This is a genomic window from Comamonas sp. CMM02, assembly GCF_014851485.1.
In the GTDB taxonomy this organism is placed as follows: Bacteria; Pseudomonadota; Gammaproteobacteria; order Burkholderiales; family Burkholderiaceae_C; genus Comamonas; species Comamonas avium.
In genome coordinates this window covers 639,667-657,532 of record NZ_JACUZW010000002.1, presented here as the reverse complement: position 1 = coordinate 657,532, position 17,866 = coordinate 639,667, and the positions used below count along the sequence as shown (strand labels likewise).

12 protein-coding genes are annotated in these 17,866 nt (G+C 59.2%); 4 read left to right on the top strand and 8 right to left on the bottom strand.

Annotated elements, in window-relative coordinates; genetic code table 11:
* The first annotated feature begins 68 nt into the window (after positions 1 to 68).
* Positions 69 to 1,175 (top strand): NADH:flavin oxidoreductase/NADH oxidase, encoded by a 1,107-nt coding sequence (locus tag IB213_RS08175; protein ID WP_192405937.1) that lies wholly within the window; start codon positions 69 to 71, stop codon positions 1,173 to 1,175.
* Between the two features lie 111 nt (positions 1,176 to 1,286).
* Here the strand turns inward: IB213_RS08175 and IB213_RS08170 are convergent, their stop codons facing one another.
* The 4 genes from IB213_RS08170 to IB213_RS08155 form a co-directional block, all read right to left on the bottom strand.
* Entirely contained in the window at positions 1,287 to 2,402 is a 1,116-nt protein-coding gene (locus IB213_RS08170) for a CaiB/BaiF CoA-transferase family protein (RefSeq protein WP_192406090.1), read from the bottom strand.
* Positions 2,403 to 2,483: 81 nt separating this feature from the next.
* On the bottom strand, positions 2,484 to 3,485 hold the full coding sequence (locus IB213_RS08165) for a tripartite tricarboxylate transporter substrate binding protein (protein WP_192405936.1): 1,002 nt from the start codon (positions 3,483 to 3,485) through the stop codon (positions 2,484 to 2,486).
* A 155-nt stretch (positions 3,486 to 3,640) separates the two neighbouring features.
* On the bottom strand, positions 3,641 to 4,618 hold the full coding sequence (locus tag IB213_RS08160; RefSeq protein WP_192405935.1) for a tripartite tricarboxylate transporter substrate binding protein: 978 nt from the start codon (positions 4,616 to 4,618) through the stop codon (positions 3,641 to 3,643).
* 129 nt (positions 4,619 to 4,747) lie between these two features.
* Positions 4,748 to 6,448 carry an acyl-CoA dehydrogenase family protein gene (locus IB213_RS08155; protein ID WP_225561021.1) on the bottom strand — a complete coding sequence of 567 codons (1,701 nt, stop codon included), beginning with the start codon at positions 6,446 to 6,448 and terminating at the stop codon, positions 4,748 to 4,750.
* A gap of 140 nt (positions 6,449 to 6,588) precedes the next feature.
* Between IB213_RS08155 and IB213_RS08150 the strand changes: the two genes are divergently transcribed.
* The gene (locus IB213_RS08150) at positions 6,589 to 7,518 is read left to right on the top strand and encodes a LysR substrate-binding domain-containing protein (protein WP_192405933.1); all 930 of its coding nucleotides are present in this window, start codon (positions 6,589 to 6,591) and stop codon (positions 7,516 to 7,518) included.
* Positions 7,519 to 7,588: 70 nt separating this feature from the next.
* The gene (locus tag IB213_RS08145) at positions 7,589 to 9,067 is read left to right on the top strand and encodes a PLP-dependent aminotransferase family protein (RefSeq protein WP_192405932.1); all 1,479 of its coding nucleotides are present in this window, start codon (positions 7,589 to 7,591) and stop codon (positions 9,065 to 9,067) included.
* A 3-nt stretch (positions 9,068 to 9,070) separates the two neighbouring features.
* Here the strand turns inward: IB213_RS08145 and ccoG are convergent, their stop codons facing one another.
* The gene (ccoG, locus tag IB213_RS08140) at positions 9,071 to 10,522 is read right to left on the bottom strand and encodes a cytochrome c oxidase accessory protein CcoG (RefSeq protein ID WP_192405931.1); all 1,452 of its coding nucleotides are present in this window, start codon (positions 10,520 to 10,522) and stop codon (positions 9,071 to 9,073) included.
* Between the two features lie 366 nt (positions 10,523 to 10,888).
* Between ccoG and IB213_RS08135 the strand changes: the two genes are divergently transcribed.
* On the top strand, positions 10,889 to 11,482 hold the full coding sequence (locus IB213_RS08135) for a DUF5610 domain-containing protein (protein WP_192405930.1): 594 nt from the start codon (positions 10,889 to 10,891) through the stop codon (positions 11,480 to 11,482).
* 80 nt (positions 11,483 to 11,562) lie between these two features.
* Here the strand turns inward: IB213_RS08135 and IB213_RS08130 are convergent, their stop codons facing one another.
* The 3 genes from IB213_RS08130 to IB213_RS08120 form a co-directional block, all read right to left on the bottom strand.
* Positions 11,563 to 14,469 carry an aconitate hydratase gene (locus IB213_RS08130; RefSeq protein ID WP_192405929.1) on the bottom strand — a complete coding sequence of 969 codons (2,907 nt, stop codon included), beginning with the start codon at positions 14,467 to 14,469 and terminating at the stop codon, positions 11,563 to 11,565.
* 145 nt (positions 14,470 to 14,614) lie between these two features.
* The gene (gene acnB, locus IB213_RS08125; protein WP_191722849.1) at positions 14,615 to 17,206 is read right to left on the bottom strand and encodes a bifunctional aconitate hydratase 2/2-methylisocitrate dehydratase; all 2,592 of its coding nucleotides are present in this window, start codon (positions 17,204 to 17,206) and stop codon (positions 14,615 to 14,617) included.
* A gap of 65 nt (positions 17,207 to 17,271) precedes the next feature.
* Complete coding sequence (locus IB213_RS08120) at positions 17,272 to 17,844, bottom strand: hypothetical protein (protein ID WP_191722850.1); 573 nt, start codon at positions 17,842 to 17,844, stop codon at positions 17,272 to 17,274.
* Positions 17,845 to 17,866 lie beyond the last annotated feature (22 nt).

Here is a 17,866-nt window from a genome sequence, read left to right as displayed (position 1 = left end):
GTGCTCGGTGGCCCCTTTTTTTTGTGCCATGCTGAGCGCTTGTCTGGCTTTCCCCTCAACACCCCACCATGCCTGCACTGTTTTCTCCCATTCGCCTGGGCAATCTGGAGCTGACCAACCGCATCATCGTTCCGCCCATGTGCATGTACTCTGCCCAAGACGGCTGCGCCACCAGCTGGCACCAGATGCACTACGGCAACCTGGCCCAGTGCGGCGCGGGACTGCTGATTTTGGAAGCCACTGCGGTCGAGGCGCGCGGTCGCATCAGCCCCTACGATCTGGGCCTGTGGGGCGATGCCCAGGCCGCAGCCCTGCAGCCTGTGCTGGCCCATATCCGCAGCTACAGCCCCATGCCGGTATGCATTCAGCTGGCCCACGCAGGCCGCAAGGCCAGCAGCCTGCAGCCCTGGGAAGGCGGTGGAGCCATGCCTGCTGACCATCCCGGCGCATGGCGCACCATCAGTGCCAGCGCCCAGGGCTATCTGCCCACCGACCCCGCCCCAGCCAGCGCCACACTGCAAGATATTGCAGACATCAAGCAAGCGTTTGTTGATGCCGCCCTGCGCAGCCACCAGCTGGGTCTGGATGCCATTGAGCTGCATGCCGCCCATGGTTATTTGCTGCATCAGTTCCTCTCCCCGCTGTCCAACCTGCGCACCGATGCCTATGGCGGCAGCCTGGACAACCGCATGCGCCTGACGCTGGAAGTTTTTGACGCCATGCAGGCGGCGGTGCCTGAGGGTTTTCCGATCGGTGCGCGCATCTCGGCCACGGACTGGGTCGACGGGGGCTGGGATGTGGAGCAAAGCAAGGCGCTGGCGCATGCCCTGTCGCAGCGCGGCTGTGCATTCCTTCACGTCTCCAGCGCTGCCTTGCACCCGGCGCAGCAGATACCGATTGGGCCTGGCTACCAGGTGCCGCTGGCCGCTGCACTGCGCGAAAGCCTGGGCGGCAGCATGCCTGTGATTGCCGTGGGCCTGATTACCCAGGCACAGCAGGCCCAGGCCATTTTGGATGCGGGCCACGCCGATGCCATTGGCGTAGCCCGTGCCATGCTGTACAACCCACGCTGGCCGTGGGAAGCCGCACGCCAGCTGGGTGCCCGTGTACATGCCGCACCGCAGTACCTGCGCTGCCAGCCGCATGGGGCCAAGGATTTGTTTGACGCCCCTTAAGCGCCGCATCGCATGAAAAAAAAAGGAGTCCAAGGACTCCTTTTTTTGATTCACCCACAGCGCGCAGCCTTCTTACAGCATTCAGGCGCTTTTCAACGCTGCCCTTGCCCTTCAGTCTGGCAAAAATGCATCCCCCCGCGCCAGCGGCGGCACGCGATAAGTCGCCGGTGTGCGGCTGAGTTTGACTGGGGAGCCCAGCCCCCGGTAGCCGCCAGGCATCTGCACCACCATTTCTCTGTGCAAGGTATGCGGGTGCTGCAGCGCGTCATCGACCGATTGCACGGGTGCTGCAGGCACCCCCAGAGCCATCAAATCAGTCGCCAGTTGCGCACCGTCAAAGGCAGCCAGATACTCCTCCAGCAAAGGCTTGAGCGTGTCTCGGTGCACCGAGCGCTGGCCTGCGCTGGCAAAGCGCACATCCTGAGCCAGATGCTGGCACCCGATATGCCCGCACAGCAGTTGAAACTGGCGGTCATTGCCCACTGCAAAAAACACGGGGATCGAGCCGGTATGCAGCACGTCATAGGGATAGATGTTGGGATGTGCGTTGCCGGTGCGCTGCGGTGGTTTGCCATCCATGAACCAGTTGGGCGCATGGGGGTGCAGCAGGGCAATGGCACTGTCGTACAGCGCCGCATCCACCAATTGCCCCAAACCGCTGCGCTGGCGCTCTTGCAGCGCCAGCAGCACACCAATCACAGCGTTCATTCCTGTGACCATATCCACCACTGGCAACCCTACCCGCAAGGGCTCTCCCCCAGCTTCACCATTGACGCTCATGATGCCGCTCATGGCCTGAATGGCTGCGTCATAACCGGGCCATGCGCCCAACGGTCCATCGGCGCCAAACCCGCTGACGCGGCACCAGATCAACCGTGGAAAGCGCGACTGCATCTGCTGCCAGCCTATGCCCCACTTTTCCAGGGTACCGATCTTGAAGTTCTCCACCACCACATCGGCCTGCTCCATCAGCGCCAGCACTCTGGCTTGGCCTTCAGGCTGGCTCAGGTCCAGAAACTGCGTGCGCTTGTTGCGATTCAGTCCACGGTAGTACGAAGAAACCCCGTCCTGAAACGGTGGCCCCCAGGCTCGCGTGTCGTCGCCTTGGGGAGGCTCTACTTTCAGCACATCAGCGCCATGGTCACCCAGCATCTGTCCGCACAGTGGTCCCCCCAGAATGCGTGAAAGATCCAGCACCTTCAGGCCCTGCAAAGCACCCGTTGGCATGCCTGCAGGTGCGGCACAAGTTGTTGGCGAGGGTGCTGTCATACAAGCGTTGCTCATCAAAAAATCTCCATCTCTGTCACATCAGTCCAGCACGGCACCTGAGGCGAGCACCACGGCTTTCCACTTGGCCACTTCTTCGGGAATAAAACGCCCCAGCCCTTCGGCAGTCAGATCTGGTGCGGGCTCCAGGCCCTGGCTGGCGAAGGTGGTGCGCACCTTCTCACTGACCAAAGCCTTGCGGAAAGCTTGGTTCAAGATGGCAATACGCTGGGCAGGCGTGCCCGCTGGTGCTACCACGCCAAAAAACACACTCACGTCGTAGCCGGGCAAGCCTTGCTCGGCAATCGTGGGGACACCTGGCATCGCCTGAGAGCGCTTTTCAGTGGCCACGCCAATGATCTTGAGCTTGCCACTTTGCACATAGGGCATGGCCGTCAAGATGTCAGTAAAGCTCATGTCTACCTGACCTGCCAGCAAGTCATTGAGCGCTGGCCCTGTGCCTTTGTAGGGCACGTGCTGCAGCGAGGTCTGGGCTTTTTGGTTAAACAGCACCCCGGCCAGATGCGAAGAGGCCCCGTTGCCAGAAGAGGCGTAGTTCAAACTGCCGGGCTTGGCCTTGTCCAGCGCAATCAGCTCTTGCACGGAATTGGCTTTGACACTGGGGTGCACCGCCAGCACGTTGGGCAGATATCCCACGCGAATCACCGGCGCAAAGCTTGTGACAGGGTCGTAGCCAATCTTGCTGTACAGACTCTTGTTGATGGCCAAGGGGCCAGATGTTCCAAACATGATGGTGTAGCCGTCCGGTTTGGCACGCGCCAGCGCCTCAGCCCCGATGTTGCCGCCCGCTCCAGCGCGGTTTTCCACAATCACGCTTTGACCCAGCGCCTGCGTCAACGCTACACCCAGAGTGCGCGCCATGGCATCCGTGGGACCGCCCGGCGGGAATGGCACCACAAACGTCACAGGCCTGGAAGGAAAGGGCTCAGCCGCTGCGATCAGCGGAAAGCTGGCACCCAGCGCAGCCACAGCCGAAGCTGCGACCACTACCGTGCGTGATATTTTTTTCAAATGTATTGCCATGTTGTGTCTCCTTGCAGTACTGGTGCATGCAGGCCTGTGCATACGGGCCTGTGCATGCGGGCATGTGCATGTAGCCGCAAACGGCATGCACCAGTTTTTTTATTTATGGCCACCAGACACTTAACCAGTCAGCGTTTGGTGCTTTTTTTCTTCAGTTACTGAAGCAGCCCGTTGTCTCGCATCCATGCCATGCGCGCTTTCTCGCGGGCAAACGCTGCATTGGCATACGCCTGGTAGTCAGCAGGAGCCTTGTAGTTGGGTTCTTGATTGAGCTGCTGCAGCACCCGCATGCCCGCTGGTGACAGCAACGCCTGGTGAAACGCTGTGCTGATCTGCAAAACGCGTGCTGCATCCATGCCTTTGGGGCCTGCTACGCCATAGGGCGAATCGATGTAATGCGGAATACCTGCTTCCTGCAACGTCTGCAATTGCGGAAAGCGCCGAATGCGCTGCGCCGTCAGCATGACCAGATAGCGCATTTTTTTCGCTTCGATATGCGGCACTGCCACACCCGACAACGGTGCTGCGTCGATATGCCCGCCCAAAATTGCGGTGGTCACGTCCGCATCACCTTTGTAAGTGACCACGTTGGCTTTCACGCCCGCAGCCGCCAGCGCCTCTTCCATCACGATCCGGGGAGTACCCATGGCACCCGTTGCACCAATGTTGAGGACGCCTGGGCGCTTCTTGGCGTCTTCCATCAAGTCTGCCCACGTTTTCCACGGTGCATCGTCCCGCACAGCCAGTCCAAAGCTGTAGTCTGAAAGCAGGGCGATGTAGCTGAAGCTGCTGGTCGGGTCAAACGGCACCTTGTTGATATAAGGTTCGCGATAGACCGATGCAGGCAGCACCCCCAGCGTGTAGCCATCCGGAGCTGCACGCGTCAGCGCGGCAGCAGCCGTTACGCCATTCGCACCGGGGCGACTGTCCAGCACAATGGGCTGCCCCAAAATCTTTCCGGCCTCTTCGGCCACCACGCGCAGATGCTGATCGGTCGGGCCGCCCGGGGCATAGGGCTGAATCAAGGTGATGGGCTTTTGCGGAAAGCCAGAGTGACTGGTTTGCGCCCAGCTGGATGTCCACGATGTGGCAGCCAGTGCTCCCAAGCTTTGCAAAAATATGCGCTTATCCATGGTTTGTCTCCTAGGAAATAGACCCTGCCTCTGTATCGGGGCTTAGGGGCCGAAAGCGGCGCTGGCTGAGCCAGTCACCGCCCAATGCAGGCACGGACATCTCCCCCCGTGCCACGCAACAGTTGCACCTCAAGCCCAATCGGCAGGCACGGCGCTCACACTCAATGGGTCACGTGGCAATACACGGTGCAGCAGCACCAACTGCGCCCAGCGCATGCGCTGCAAACATTGGGTGTGTGATGCCTCCCACGCCATGGCAATCGCGGTAAAGCAGTGGTAGAGGGCCGAGGCTGCCGCGCGTGCCAGGTGTTCGCCTTGTGCGCCAGCATCGGTGGCGCTTTGCACCAATGCGCAGGCACGCTTCATGGCTTGCTCTAGCGCGGCCTTGAATGCGGGTGCTGCCTGGGTTTGCGCCAGCAGCTGCGCCGCATGGGCTTGAAGCACAGGCAAAGAGCCTTCACGGCGTGTGGCCCGCAAGACATCCAGCGCCACAATGTTGCTGGTGCCTTCCCAGATGCTGCCCAAATGCGCATCGCGCACCAGCCGTGGGTCGCTCCACTCTTCGATATAGCCACAGCCACCGCGCACTTCCATGGCATCGCCCGTGACCATGCGGGCATCGCGACAGGCGCGGAACTTGATCATGGGCGTCAGGATGCGCAGCAAGGCATAGCCGCCCTCTTCGCCCGCGTCAGAGCGCTGCAGCGCCTGCGCCGTCTGCAGCACCATGGTGCGGGCTTGCTCGGCACGAATGCGCAGCTTGTCCAGCTGGCGCTGCATCAATGGCATGTCCTGCAGGGCTTTACCAAAAGCATGGCGCTCCTGGGCAATGAATTCCGCTTCCGCCACCGCGCGTCGCATCAAGCCAGCAGCGCGCACACCATTGGACAGGCGTGAGTTGTTGACCATATCGGCCATTTGCACAAAGCCGCGCCCTTGCTCCCCCACCAGATAGGCGACTGCGCCTTCCATGCGAATCTCGCCACTGGCCATGGAGCGTGTGCCCAGCTTTTCTTTCAGGCGGACGATGTGGTAGTGGTTGGTGCTGCCATCGTCCAGCTGGCGCGGCAGCAAGAACAAAGAGATGCCTTTCATGCCTGCAGGCGCGCCTTCTACCCGTGCCAGCACCATGGCGAAAGCGGCATCCGGGTTGGAGCAAAACCACTTATCCCCTGTCAGGCTCCAGCTGCCATCTGCATTGGGCCGCGCCAGGGTCTGGGTGTTGGAAATATCAGAGCCCGCAGCCTGTTCAGTCATGAACATGGCCCCTTGTGCCATGTCTTCAAAATCTGTGGCCGTGAGCTGACTCCAGTATTTCTCCACCAGCTCTGGCGTGCCAAATTTGCGCAAGGTGCGGGTCAGCGAATCCGTCATCGACAGCGGGCAACACAGACCAAACTCTGCCTGCACAAACAGATAGGTCAGCGCGTACTTGGCCAGGGGTGGCAACTTGCCCTCCCAGCCCAGAGCGCCGCTGCGGTGCGACATGGTGGCCAGCGCAAACTCACCATAGGCCACGCGTTCCATCTCGACATACGCCGGGTGCTTGTGAATGCGCTGTGCATCCTGGCCAGTGCGGCTTCGGTGCTCCAGGGTGGGCGGGTTTTTATCGGCGATCAGCGCCAGCTCATCGAGCCGGCCACCAGCCAGGTGCCCCATGCGCTGCAGATAGGGTTGCAGGTGGGCATGCACCTGCTCGGGCAGATACAGCCTGAGCAAGGGCTCCAACTGCAAGTCTGTGCTGTACAGGTTGCTGCCGTGGCGATCCGGCACGGGGTGGTCCGCAGCAGCAGCGGTGCGTTGAACGTCCATCGGTGGGCGCATATTCATCATCACTCCATCTAGGCTTGCTTGCCTGGTTATGACATGCGTCAAATGATGCAAACAGAACCTATTCGAGTCGAATATTATTGATGTATAGATCAATATCTAAATCGAATAGATACCTCTTTGCCACACAAGGACCGTCGATGGAATTTCGCCTGCTGCAGTATTTCGTAGTGCTCGCTGAAGAACTGCACTTCAGCCGCGCTGCACAGCGCCTGCATATCTCCCAGCCCCCGCTGAGCGTCGCCATCAAGCAGCTGGAGGGGCAGCTCAGCGCCCAGCTGTTCGAACGCAGCAGCAAGGAAGTGAGGCTGACTGCTGCAGGCCAGCATTTACTGGTACAGGCCCGCGACATTCTGGACCGCAGCCGACGCGCTGCGCTGGACACGCGTGCCGTAGCGCAAGGCATGGCCGGCTGTCTGCGGCTGGGCTTTGTAGGCTCCAGCATGTACCGCGGCTTGCCAGAAGCCCTGGCACAGCTGCAAGCCCAGCACCCACAGGTGCGCGTGGATCTGCACGAGCTCAACAGTGCAGCCCAGGTCACCGCCTTGCAGCAGGGGAAAATAGATTTGGGCTTGATGCATACCCTGGCTGCACCTGCCGGCCTGCACACTCAGATGTTGCTGCGCGAGCCATTCATGGCGTGCCTGCCCGCACAGCACCCTCTGGCAACGCAAGCACGACTGAGCGTATCCAGCCTGGCCAAAGAGCGGTTGGTGCTGTTTTCTGGTGCGGTCTCGCCCGAGTACTTTCGCAGCATTCACAGCCTGTGCCTGCGCGCAGGCTTTGACCCGGAGCTGCGCCATGAAGTGCACCACTGGCTGTCCGTGCTCTCTTTAGTGAGCAACAGGCAAGGCGTCTCTATCGTGCCGGCCTGCTTGCAGCGCGCAGGCATACCGGGCCTGGTATTTCGCTCCCTGCGCGACAACACAGTACATTCAGAAATGCAGGCCATGTGGCGCTCGGGGCTCGAGCATCCACTGGTAACGGCGCTGCTCGAACATCTCAAACACCAAATTGAACAGTCTGCAACTCGCACGCAAGCAGACGCCCCGGCTGCACGCATCCCATGATGCGCGCAGCCAGTAGCGCTACATACTCTTGTGTGCCGCACACGCAATGCACCTCTCCAACGCAACTGCCATGTCTGAAGCCATCTTGTCTGCCTCTGCATACCGCTACCAATCTCTGGCTGCCGAAATCGAAGAGCGCATTCACGCCGGAGTGCTGCTGCCTGGCGATAAGCTGCCTTCGGTGCGCAACTGCTGCACGGCACGCAATGTCAGCCCATCGACGGTGTTTCAGGCCTACTACCTGCTAGAAGCGCGGGGGCTGATTCGCGCCCGCGAGCGATCGGGCTACTACGTTGCCCATGGCGCACACCAGGCACCGCCCGAGCCAGAAATTGGCCTGCACACTTCGCCCAGCTCCCTGACAGTGGATGTCACCGAGCGTGTATTTGCTTTATTGCAAGCCAGCTTTCAGCCCGGAACCGTGGCTTTCGGCAGCGCTTTTCCGGCCGCTCAGCACTTTCCGCTAGCCAAGCTGGCGCGTGCCATGGCCCACAATGCACGTCATTTTGTGGCGCACACCATGCTCGATGATCTGAGCACCGGGCACAGCGGGCTGCGCCGGCATATTGCGCGCCGCTACCTGGCCGATGGCCTGCCGCTGCATGCCGACGATCTGGTCATCACCAACGGTGCTCTGGAGGCGCTGAACCTTTGCCTCTCCACGGTGACACGCCCCGGCGGCACCGTGGTGGTTGAATCGCCCAGCTTCTATGGCGCACTGCAAGCGCTGGAGCGCCTGGGCCTGAACGTGATTGAAGTGCCCACCCATCCACGCGATGGCATTGATCTGCAAGCACTGCAAGCCGCCATCACGCAGCACCAGCCGCAGGCGATCTGGCTGATGCCCAACTTTCACAACCCGCTGGGTTGCCTGATGCCAGAGGCGAACAAGCGCCAGCTGGTCGATCTCATTACCTGCCACCGCATCCCGCTGATTGAAGACGACGTGTATGGCGAGCTGTACTTTGCCGCTCGCCGGCCACTGCCCGCCAAGGCCTATGACCGCGAAGGCTGGGTGCTGCACTGCAGCTCATTTTCAAAATGTCTGGCACCGGGCTGGCGCATTGGCTGGGTGGCCGCGGGCCGTTTTTCGCAGGCTGTGGCTCGGCAAAAACTTACCACCTCTATCAGCACCAATGCGCCGAGCCAGGCTGCCTTGGCACAGTACCTTGAAGGAGTGGGCTACGACAAGCACCTGCGCCAGCTGCGCCACACGCTGGCCACGCAGCGCGACTGCATGACGCAAGCCATTGCACAGCACTTTCCGGCAGGTACCCGCGCAACGCGCCCAGAAGGTGGCTACTTTATGTGGGTGGAGCTGCCCGAAGGCTGCGATGCGCTGGCGTTGCACCAGCGGGCTTTGGCCGCAGGCATCAGCGTGGCACCAGGGCCGGTGTTCTCGGCCTCGCGCGCATTTGGCCGCTGCCTGCGGCTGAACTATGGCCTGCTGTGGGACGCACGCACCGAGCAAGCGCTGCAAATGCTAGGCCAGTGGTGCTGCGAAATGACCCGTGCAGGCGCACAGGGCATCGCGCCCTGTGGCTCCTGAGCTTTAACGAGGCATCAAGAACGTGGTTTTGGCCAGTACCTGAATGCGCGCATCCGACTCGGCCTGCACTTCGATAAAGACCGTGTGTGAACCGGGTGAAGCCGCCCCATACGGCACCTGCAAACGCACAACCACCCAGCGGTCTTGCGCGCTGGCCAGCTGCACATGCGTTTCAGATGCCACCCGAATGCCGTCAATCCCCGAAGCGCTGAGCACATAGGTTTGCTCCGTTTCCGTGGCATTGCCAATTTGCACTCGGTAAATGTTTTCAATCTGCCCACCGGCCACGATGCGTGAAAGCGTCCCTCGGTCACGCACCACGTCCACCTTCAGGGGCACGCGCACATACAGACTGGCCACCATGGCCACGGTAATAGCGATCAAGCCCGCTCCATACAGCAGCACGCGAGGGCGGAACACACGGCGCAACATCTGCGACTGGCTCCAGCGCTGGGCTATCCCGTTTTCCGTGGTCAAACGAATCAGCCCCCGTGGATAGTGCACCTTGTCCATCACGCTGTTGCACGCGTCAATACACAGGCCACAGCCAATGCACTCGTACTGCAGGCCATTGCGAATATCAATGCCCACCGGACACACCTGCACACACAGCTTGCAGTCAATACAGTCCCCCATCCCCTGGGCCTTGTAATCTGCATCTTTATGGCGTGGCCCACGATTTTCACCACGCGCCGCGTCGTAAGTCACCACCAGCGTGTCTTTGTCAAACATGGCACTTTGAAAACGTGCATACGGACACATGTACTTGCACACTTGCTCGCGCAAAAAGCCTGCATTGCCGTAGGTGGCCAGTGCGTAGAACAAAATCCAGAAAATTTGCCATGCGCCTTGCAACGCCATCACCTGAACGGCCAGCTCCCGAATCGGCACAAAGTAGCCAACAAAGGTAAAGCCTGTCCACAGTGACACCAGCACCCAGAGCAATTGTTTGCCGCCACGTCTGGCAACTTTCTCCAGCGACCAGCCACTGCCGTCCAGGCGCAGCCGTGCGCTGCGGTCGCCCTCCAGGCGCTGCTCAATCCACATGAAAATTTCGGTGTACACCGACTGCGGGCAGCTAAAGCCACACCACAAACGCCCGGCCACCGCAGTGAACAGGAACAGCGCAAGGGCACTGATGATCAGCAGCGCCGTCAGGTAGATAAAGTCTTGCGGGTACAGCAGCCAGCCAAAGATGTAAAAACGCCGCTGCTCCAGGTCAAACAGCAGCGCCTGGCGGCCATGCACCTGCAGCCAGGGCGTGACGTAAAAGAACAGCTGGGTGATCCACACCAGCGCCCAGCGCCAGTTGGCAAATACGCCTTGAATGGAGCGAGGCTGAATTTTTTTACGGGCCTCGTAAAACGGCGTACCCACAGGTTCAGCATGGATTGGAATTGTTTTGCGCGACGACTGAGGTGCGCTGTCGGGGGCTTTGTTTTTTTCGGTGGTCATGGGCTGTGGTCCGTTGCGCTACTGCCCGCCCACGCGGGCTCGGGCTCGCGTTCCATGGGGCAATTTGCAACAACGACTGTGCGTGAGTTGGCAACTTGCGCCAAGGAGCAGATGGCGCACAAAAGACCATATCAGATGACGAAACTGCACTTTCGATGGGATCAGTTGATTTAAAACAATAGCTGTTAACGCTCTGTTTGCATTGCTTTGATAATCAAATCTATTTAAGGTGACGAGATAGCAAGCGCTTACAGCTATTGTTTTTCTGAGCACACAGAGGGTCCCGACCGACGGCACTTCATTTCGACGCCCGACAGCCGAAAACGATGCAAGCCTCACTCCCTCTGACTGGCAAGAAAGCACCCCATGATTTCTGCACCGCAAGCCACTAACGCACCTGTTGCCGCCGACCCTGCCTACACAGGCACCAAGTCATCGCAGGCACTGGAGGAAGCACAAAAAACCGCAGCTGCCAGCAGCCAGGGGCAGCAAAACTTGCGCAATTCGCGAATTTTGCAAGCCTCACTGCAAGTGAGCATCCAAGCTGGCAACGACAGTCTGGCTTTGCTGTATCGCACCGCAGTGGATGAAATCGACAACGTACTGGCCCCCGAGCTGGGGCCCAATGCCATCCAGAACGCCATGTCGCAAGACAACAGCGCGCAGGCTACTGCCGGGCGCATCGTTGGTCTGTCTACCGCCATGTTTAATGCCTACGCTGCGCGCTATCCAGACAAAGACATGGAAGTGGTCGCGCAAGATTTTGTGAACGTGGTGCGCGGCGGCTTTGAGCAAGGCTACAAAGAGGCAGAAGATATATTGAACTCTCTGGGAGTACTGAGCGCAGGCAGCCCCGTGGCCGAAGGCATCAGTCAAACCTTTGCGCTGGTGCAAAAAGGGTATGACGACTGGCTGGCCAGCAAGCTGGCATCACTGCGCAGTGATGAGGCACAAGCCTGAGCCCGCTTCAGCGCCAATACCCCCCAAAGACACAACCCGCTTTTTTGCCGGTGGAGTCTTTGGGAAGTGATAGCTCCTGATTATTTGACCAGCAACTGGCGCAGTACATACGGCAAGATGCCGCCGTGCTGGTAGTAATCGACCTCAATCGGGGTATCAATGCGCAAGGTCACAGTGACCGTGTGCTGGCTGCCATCCGTGCGGGTGATACGCATCTGCGCATCGCTTTGTGGCGTAAGTTCTGGCACCGGAATAATGTCGATGACTTCATCACCGGTCAGCCCCAGTGACTGCCAGCTATCGCCCGCCTTGAACTGCAGTGGCAACACCCCCATACCGACCAAATTGGAGCGATGAATCCGTTCAAAACTGCGTGCCACCACGGCTTTGATACCCAGTAGCTGGGTACCCTTGGCCGCCCAGTCCCGGCTGGAGCCTGTGCCATATTCTTCGCCAGCCAGCACCACCGTGGCACGCCCAGCTGCCTGGTATTGCATCGCCGCGTCATAGATGGACATTTTGCTGACCTTGCCAGCATCACTGCGGTGCAGCGTCAAGCCGCCTTCTTCCTGCGAACCATCGGACTGCGGTGGAATCATCAGGTTCTTGATACGCACATTGGCAAAAGTGCCACGCATCATCACCTCGTGGTTACCACGCCGCGAACCATAGCTGTTGAAGTCGGCCTTTTGTACGCCATGCGCCAGCAGCCACTGCCCGGCAGGTGAAGATTCCTTGATCGCACCTGCCGGAGAAATATGGTCGGTGGTGATGGAGTCTCCAAACAGCGCCATGATGCGAGCCCCCTGCACAGCATGGGTACTGGGGGATGTTTTCGCATCCGTCTGGGGCAGTGCCAGCGTGAAGTTGTGAAAAAACGGCGGCTCAGCAATATAGGTGCTCGTGGGCCATGTGTAGGTGGCCCCTGCCACACCTTTGATTTTTTCCCACAGTTTCCCCGGCTCGGTTTTGACTTTCTCGTAATTGGCGCGAAAGGCTTTGCCGTTCATGGCGAACTTCATCAGGGCTTGAATTTCTTCGCTGCTCGGCCAGATATCACCCAGGTACACATCTTTGCCACCCTTGCCCTGCCCCACAGGTTCGGTCATCAAATCTTTGAGCACGGTACCTGCAATCGCATAGGCCACAACCAAAGGTGGGCTGGCCAAGAAATTGGCTTTGATGTTGGGGTGAATCCGCGCTTCAAAATTACGGTTGCCCGAAAGAACTGCCGCGCATACCAGGTTGTTGCGTGCAATGGCCTCGTTGAGCTCCGGCGTCAGATCGCCTGAGTTGCCAATACAGGTGGTGCAGCCGTAGCCCACCAGGGCAAAGCCTAATTTTTCCAGATACGGCAGCAGCCCTGCTTCGGTCAAATACTCCGTCACCACCCGGGAGCCGGGTGCCAGCGAGGTCTTGATGTGCGGCTGCACCTTCAACCCTGCTTGGACCGCTTTTTTAGCCAGCAGGCCAGCCGCCAGCAACACGCTGGGGTTGGAGGTATTGGTGCAACTGGTAATGGCTGCAATCAGTACATCGCCATTGCCAACGCGCAAGACCTGCTCACCCTGCGGCACGTCGCACACGGAAACTGCAGGTGCATGCTTGTGTGAACTTTCAAGCGCAGGGCGGTTACTCACCATCTCCACCACCGAGCGTGAAGCGCCAGGCTTGGGCCCGGGTGCATCCACCGCTTGCTCGCCTTCTCCACAGCCCACACGGAAACGCTGTGTCAACTGGTCATGCGGCTGGTTAAAACCATTGTCTGCAGGCCCGGCACTGAACAGCTCGCTGAATTTGTGTGCCACATCCCCAATTTCGATACGGTCTTGCGGACGCTTTGGGCCCGCCAGACTGGGCGCTACGGACCCCAGATCCAGCCGCACCACGCGTGAGTAGTCGATATCACCCGCCTTGGGCACGCCAAACAAGCCTTGGGCACGGAAGTACGCCTCAAAGGCCTCGATCTCCGAGGAAGTGCGGCCTGTTCCCCGGAAGTAATCCAGTGTTTTGTCATCCACGGGAAAGAACCCCATCGTGGCCCCATATTCAGGGGCCATATTGCCAATGGTGGCGCGATCAGGCAGCGACAGGCTGGCCGTGCCCTCACCGAAGAATTCAACAAACTGCCCCACCACCTTTTCTTTGCGCAGAATTTCCGTCACGGTCAGCACCAGGTCGGTAGCCATCACTCCCTCGCGCAAACGCCCTGTCAACTCAAAGCCCACCACGTCGGGCGTAAGAAAGTAAACAGGCTGCCCCAGCATGGCCGCTTCCGCTTCGATACCGCCCACCCCCCAGCCCACCACGCCAATGCCATTGATCATGGTGGTGTGGCTGTCAGTGCCGACCAGCGTATCTGGATAGTAGAGCGCCCTGCCTTTGCTGTCTTTGCCCGCTTTGGCTTTGTGTACGCCACGTGCAAGATATTCCAGGTTGACCTGGTGAACGATGCCAAAACCTGGTGGCACCACGCCAAAAGTGTCAAAGGCCTGCATGCCCCACTTCATGAACTGGTAGCGCTCCTGGTTGCGCTGAAATTCCAGCTTCATATTCAGATCCAGTGCCTGCTTGGTGCCAAAGTAATCCACCATGATGGAGTGATCGACCACCAGATCGACTGGCACCAGTGGCTCAATGGCCTTGGGTTGTTTGCCCAGCGCTGCAGCCACGCTGCGCATCGCGGCCAAGTCCGCCAGCAAAGGCACTCCCGTGAAATCTTGCAACACCACGCGCGAGACAACAAACGGCACCTCTTCGGTACGCGGTGCATCAGGACGCCAGTGAGCCAGCTGCTCCACGTGCAAAGGCAGTACCTTCTTGCCATCACAATTGCGCAGCACCGACTCCAGCACAATGCGCAGCGACACCGGCAGGCGTCCCACATTCGCATACCGCTGGGCCAAGGCTGGCAGCGAGAAGAACCGTCCCTCTGTTCCTGACGCAGTCTGGAACGTCTTTTCGGTAAAAGCAAAAGCATGTTTCATCTGGGGATCTCCGACTTAAGAAGAAGCTTGTCGTACCCATTTTGCACCGTCACTTTGCAGACGCCTATCGGACAAGACGATCACTTCCTGCACGTCCATAAAAAAACCCGCCGAAGCGGGTTTTAAGAGAGGTCGACCTCGATGCTCAGGCGGTCACGCTTTTGGCAACGTCCGCATACTCATCGATCTGGTCAAAGTTCATGTAACGGTACACCGACGCCTTGTCCGCATCGATCACGCCCATCTCCTTGAGGTACTCGTCCTTGGAAGGCAAGTAGCCCAGACGCGATGCAATCGCAGCCAGCTCAGCCGAGCCCAGGAACACATTGGTGTTCTTGCCCAAACGATTGGGGAAGTTGCGGGTAGAGGTGGAGATGACGGTTGCACCTTCGCGCACCTGGGCCTGGTTACCCATGCACAGCGAGCAGCCAGGCATTTCAGTGCGCGCACCAGCCGTGCCAAATGCAGCGTAGTGACCTTCCTTGATCAGCTCGTTTTGGTCCATCTTGGTCGGAGGGGCCACCCACAGCTTGACTGGAATGTCACGCTGACCGCCAAGCAATTTGGCCGCAGCACGGAAGTGACCAATATTGGTCATGCAAGAGCCGATGAAAGCTTCGTCGATCTTGGTGCCAGCCACTTCAGACAGGAACTTGGCGTCATCCGGATCGTTAGGGCAGCAAACAATAGGCTCCTTGATGTCAGCCAGATCAATCTCGATCACGGCAGCGTACTCGGCATCCTTGTCCGCTTCCAGCAGATCAGGCTGGGCCAGCCACGCCTGCACCTTCTCGATACGGCGCTGCAAGGTCTTGGCATCCTGGTAACCGTCAGCGATCATGTTCTTCATCAGAACGATGTTCGAAGTCAGGTATTCCTTGATGGGCTCTGGGTTCAACTTGATGGTGCAACCGGCAGCGGAACGTTCAGCCGACGCATCCGACAGCTCAAACGCTTGTTCCACTTTCAGGTCTGGCAAGCCTTCGATTTCAAGGATACGGCCCGAGAACGCATTGATCTTGCCGGCCTTGGCCACAGTCAGCAGGCCCTGCTTGATCCCGTACAGCGGGATTGCATGGACCAAGTCACGCAAAGTCACGCCAGGCTGCAATTCACCCTTGAAGCGCACCAGAATCGATTCAGGCATGTCCAGTGGCATCACACCAGTCGCAGCACCGAACGCCACCAGGCCTGAGCCAGCGGGGAACGAGATACCGATAGGGAAACGGGTGTGCGAGTCGCCGCCGGTACCGACGGTATCAGGCAGCAGCAGGCGGTTGAGCCAGCTGTGGATCACGCCATCACCAGGACGCAGGGCCACGCCACCACGGTTGGAAATAAACGCGGGCAGCTCGCGGTGGGTCTTCACGTCCACAGGCTTGGGGTAAGCCGCTGTGTGGCAAAACGATTGCATGACCAAGTCGGCCGAGAAGCCCAGGCAGGCCAAGTCTTTCAGCTCGTCGCGGGTCATCGGGCCTGTGGTGTCCTGCGAACCCACAGTCGTCATACGTGGCTCGCAGTAGGTACCGGGGCGCACGCCCTGGCCTTCTGGCAGACCCACGGCACGGCCCACCATTTTTTGAGCCAGCGTAAAGCCAGCCTTGGTTGCAGCGGGTGCTGTCGGCAAGCGGAATGCGGTCGATGCAGGCAAACCCAGAAATTCACGGGCTTTGGCTGTCAGCGAGCGGCCAATGATCAGGTTGATACGGCCGCCGGCGCGCACTTCGTCAAACAGCACGTCGCTCTTGAGCTGAAACTGGGCAACGGTTTCGCCATTCTTGGTGATCTTGCCTTCGTAGGGCAGCACGTCGATGACGTCGCCCATTTCCAGCTTTGAAACATCGACTTCGATAGGCAGCGAGCCCGAATCTTCCTGCGTATTAAAGAAGATAGGAGCAATCTTGCCACCCAGAGTCACGCCACCGAAGCGCTTGTTGGGCACAAAAGGAATGTCCTGGCCCGTAGCCCAGACGATAGAGTTGGTCGCGGACTTGCGCGAAGAGCCAGTGCCCACCACGTCGCCCACATAAGCGACCAGGTGACCCTTTTTCTTCAGGTCATCAATGAACTGCATGGGGCCGCGCTTGCCGTCTTCTTCAGGCTTGAACGCCGCGTCAGGGCGCGTGTTCTTGAGCATGGCCAGGTAGTGCAACGGAATGTCTGGACGGCTCCAGGCATCTGGTGCAGGCGACAGATCGTCGGTATTGGTTTCACCGGGCACCTTGAACACGGTAACGGTGATCTTCTTGTCGACTTCAGGGCGCGAGGTGAACCACTCGGCATTCGCCCAGCTTTGCATCACTTCCTTGGCCTTGGCATTGCCAGCCTTGGCCTTGTCTGCCACGTCGTTAAAGAAGTCAAACATCAGCAATGTCTTCTTCAGCGCTTCAGCAGCCACGCCGCAAACTTCCGCGTCGTCCAGCAGCTCAATCAGAGGGTGGACGTTGTAGCCGCCCACCATGGTGCCCAGCAATTCGGTAGCCTTGGACTTGGAGATGAGACCTACTTGGATGTCACCGTGTGCCACGGCCGCCAGAAAAGAAGCCTTGACCTTGGCCGCATCGTCCACACCTGGAGGCACGCGATGGGTCAGCAAATCCAGCAGGAATGCATCTTCACCAGCTGGCGGGTTCTTGATCAGCTCGATCAATTCGGCAGTTTGCTTGGCATCCAGTGGCAGTGGGGGGATGCCCAATGCGGCACGTTCGGCCACATGGTCACGGTAAGCTTTCAACATGGTTCTCTCTCCATTAGTTTTCTAAGAGTGGGGCAGCGTTTCTTCAGCGCTTTTGCTCCGGACAATTACTTTCCGGGGGCATCCAGCAAACCTTGAGGGGGGTTTTTCTTAATAGCTTCTGCCACCTGAAGCTGTTCAGGACTCATGCATTCATCAGCCAGGCGCTTGCCCTGCTTTTGATTCATGAGCATCGATTTATTGGCAATCTGCAACCAGACTGCACCGGCTTTCGCATCTTCCAAACGCACGACGCCAGTGCTTGTTCCGACAGGGGACATGTGAAAGTTAAAACCTGAGCCACTCACCAGGAAGTGGCCCGGGTTCTTGTCGTCCTTGGACACGCTCACATGCTGGCCCAGCTCACAAGCGATACGGCCCGTGTGCACGCGGTCAGCCAGGACCATTTCATCCGCATTCAGCACCCGGGGGGCCAGTACTACGGCGGTAGCCGCAGCAGCGGTGCCTGCGCCAGCCACTGCTGCAGCCTTGCGCGGCGTTGCTGTCTTCTTGACAGTAGTGACTTTTTTCGTAGTCGTCGTAGCTTTAGTTGCTGCGGGTTTGGTGGTGGATGCCTGAGCAGTCGTCACCAAGGCCAGTGCAGGAGCAATTAGCAAAAAGGAGGCAATCAGTTGTTTCATGCGGACTCCAGCGGTCTCAAAA

Bases quoted from the DNA above. Each gene is read 5' to 3' on its own strand.
- IB213_RS08175 (WP_192405937.1), top strand. From the start codon at position 69: ATGCCTGCACTGTTTTCTCCCATTCGCCTGGGCAATCTGGAGCTGACC.
- IB213_RS08170 (WP_192406090.1), bottom strand. From the start codon at position 2,402: ATGCCAACGGGTGCTTTGCAGGGCCTGAAGGTGCTGGATCTTTCACGC.
- IB213_RS08165 (WP_192405936.1), bottom strand. From the start codon at position 3,485: ATGGCAATACATTTGAAAAAAATATCACGCACGGTAGTGGTCGCAGCT.
- IB213_RS08160 (WP_192405935.1), bottom strand. From the start codon at position 4,618: ATGGATAAGCGCATATTTTTGCAAAGCTTGGGAGCACTGGCTGCCACA.
- IB213_RS08155 (WP_225561021.1), bottom strand. From the start codon at position 6,448: ATGAATATGCGCCCACCGATGGACGTTCAACGCACCGCTGCTGCTGCG.
- IB213_RS08150 (WP_192405933.1), top strand. From the start codon at position 6,589: ATGGAATTTCGCCTGCTGCAGTATTTCGTAGTGCTCGCTGAAGAACTG.
- IB213_RS08145 (WP_192405932.1), top strand. From the start codon at position 7,589: ATGTCTGAAGCCATCTTGTCTGCCTCTGCATACCGCTACCAATCTCTG.
- ccoG (WP_192405931.1), bottom strand. From the start codon at position 10,522: ATGACCACCGAAAAAAACAAAGCCCCCGACAGCGCACCTCAGTCGTCG.
- IB213_RS08135 (WP_192405930.1), top strand. From the start codon at position 10,889: ATGATTTCTGCACCGCAAGCCACTAACGCACCTGTTGCCGCCGACCCT.
- IB213_RS08130 (WP_192405929.1), bottom strand. From the start codon at position 14,469: ATGAAACATGCTTTTGCTTTTACCGAAAAGACGTTCCAGACTGCGTCA.
- acnB (WP_191722849.1), bottom strand. From the start codon at position 17,206: ATGTTGAAAGCTTACCGTGACCATGTGGCCGAACGTGCCGCATTGGGC.
- IB213_RS08120 (WP_191722850.1), bottom strand. From the start codon at position 17,844: ATGAAACAACTGATTGCCTCCTTTTTGCTAATTGCTCCTGCACTGGCC.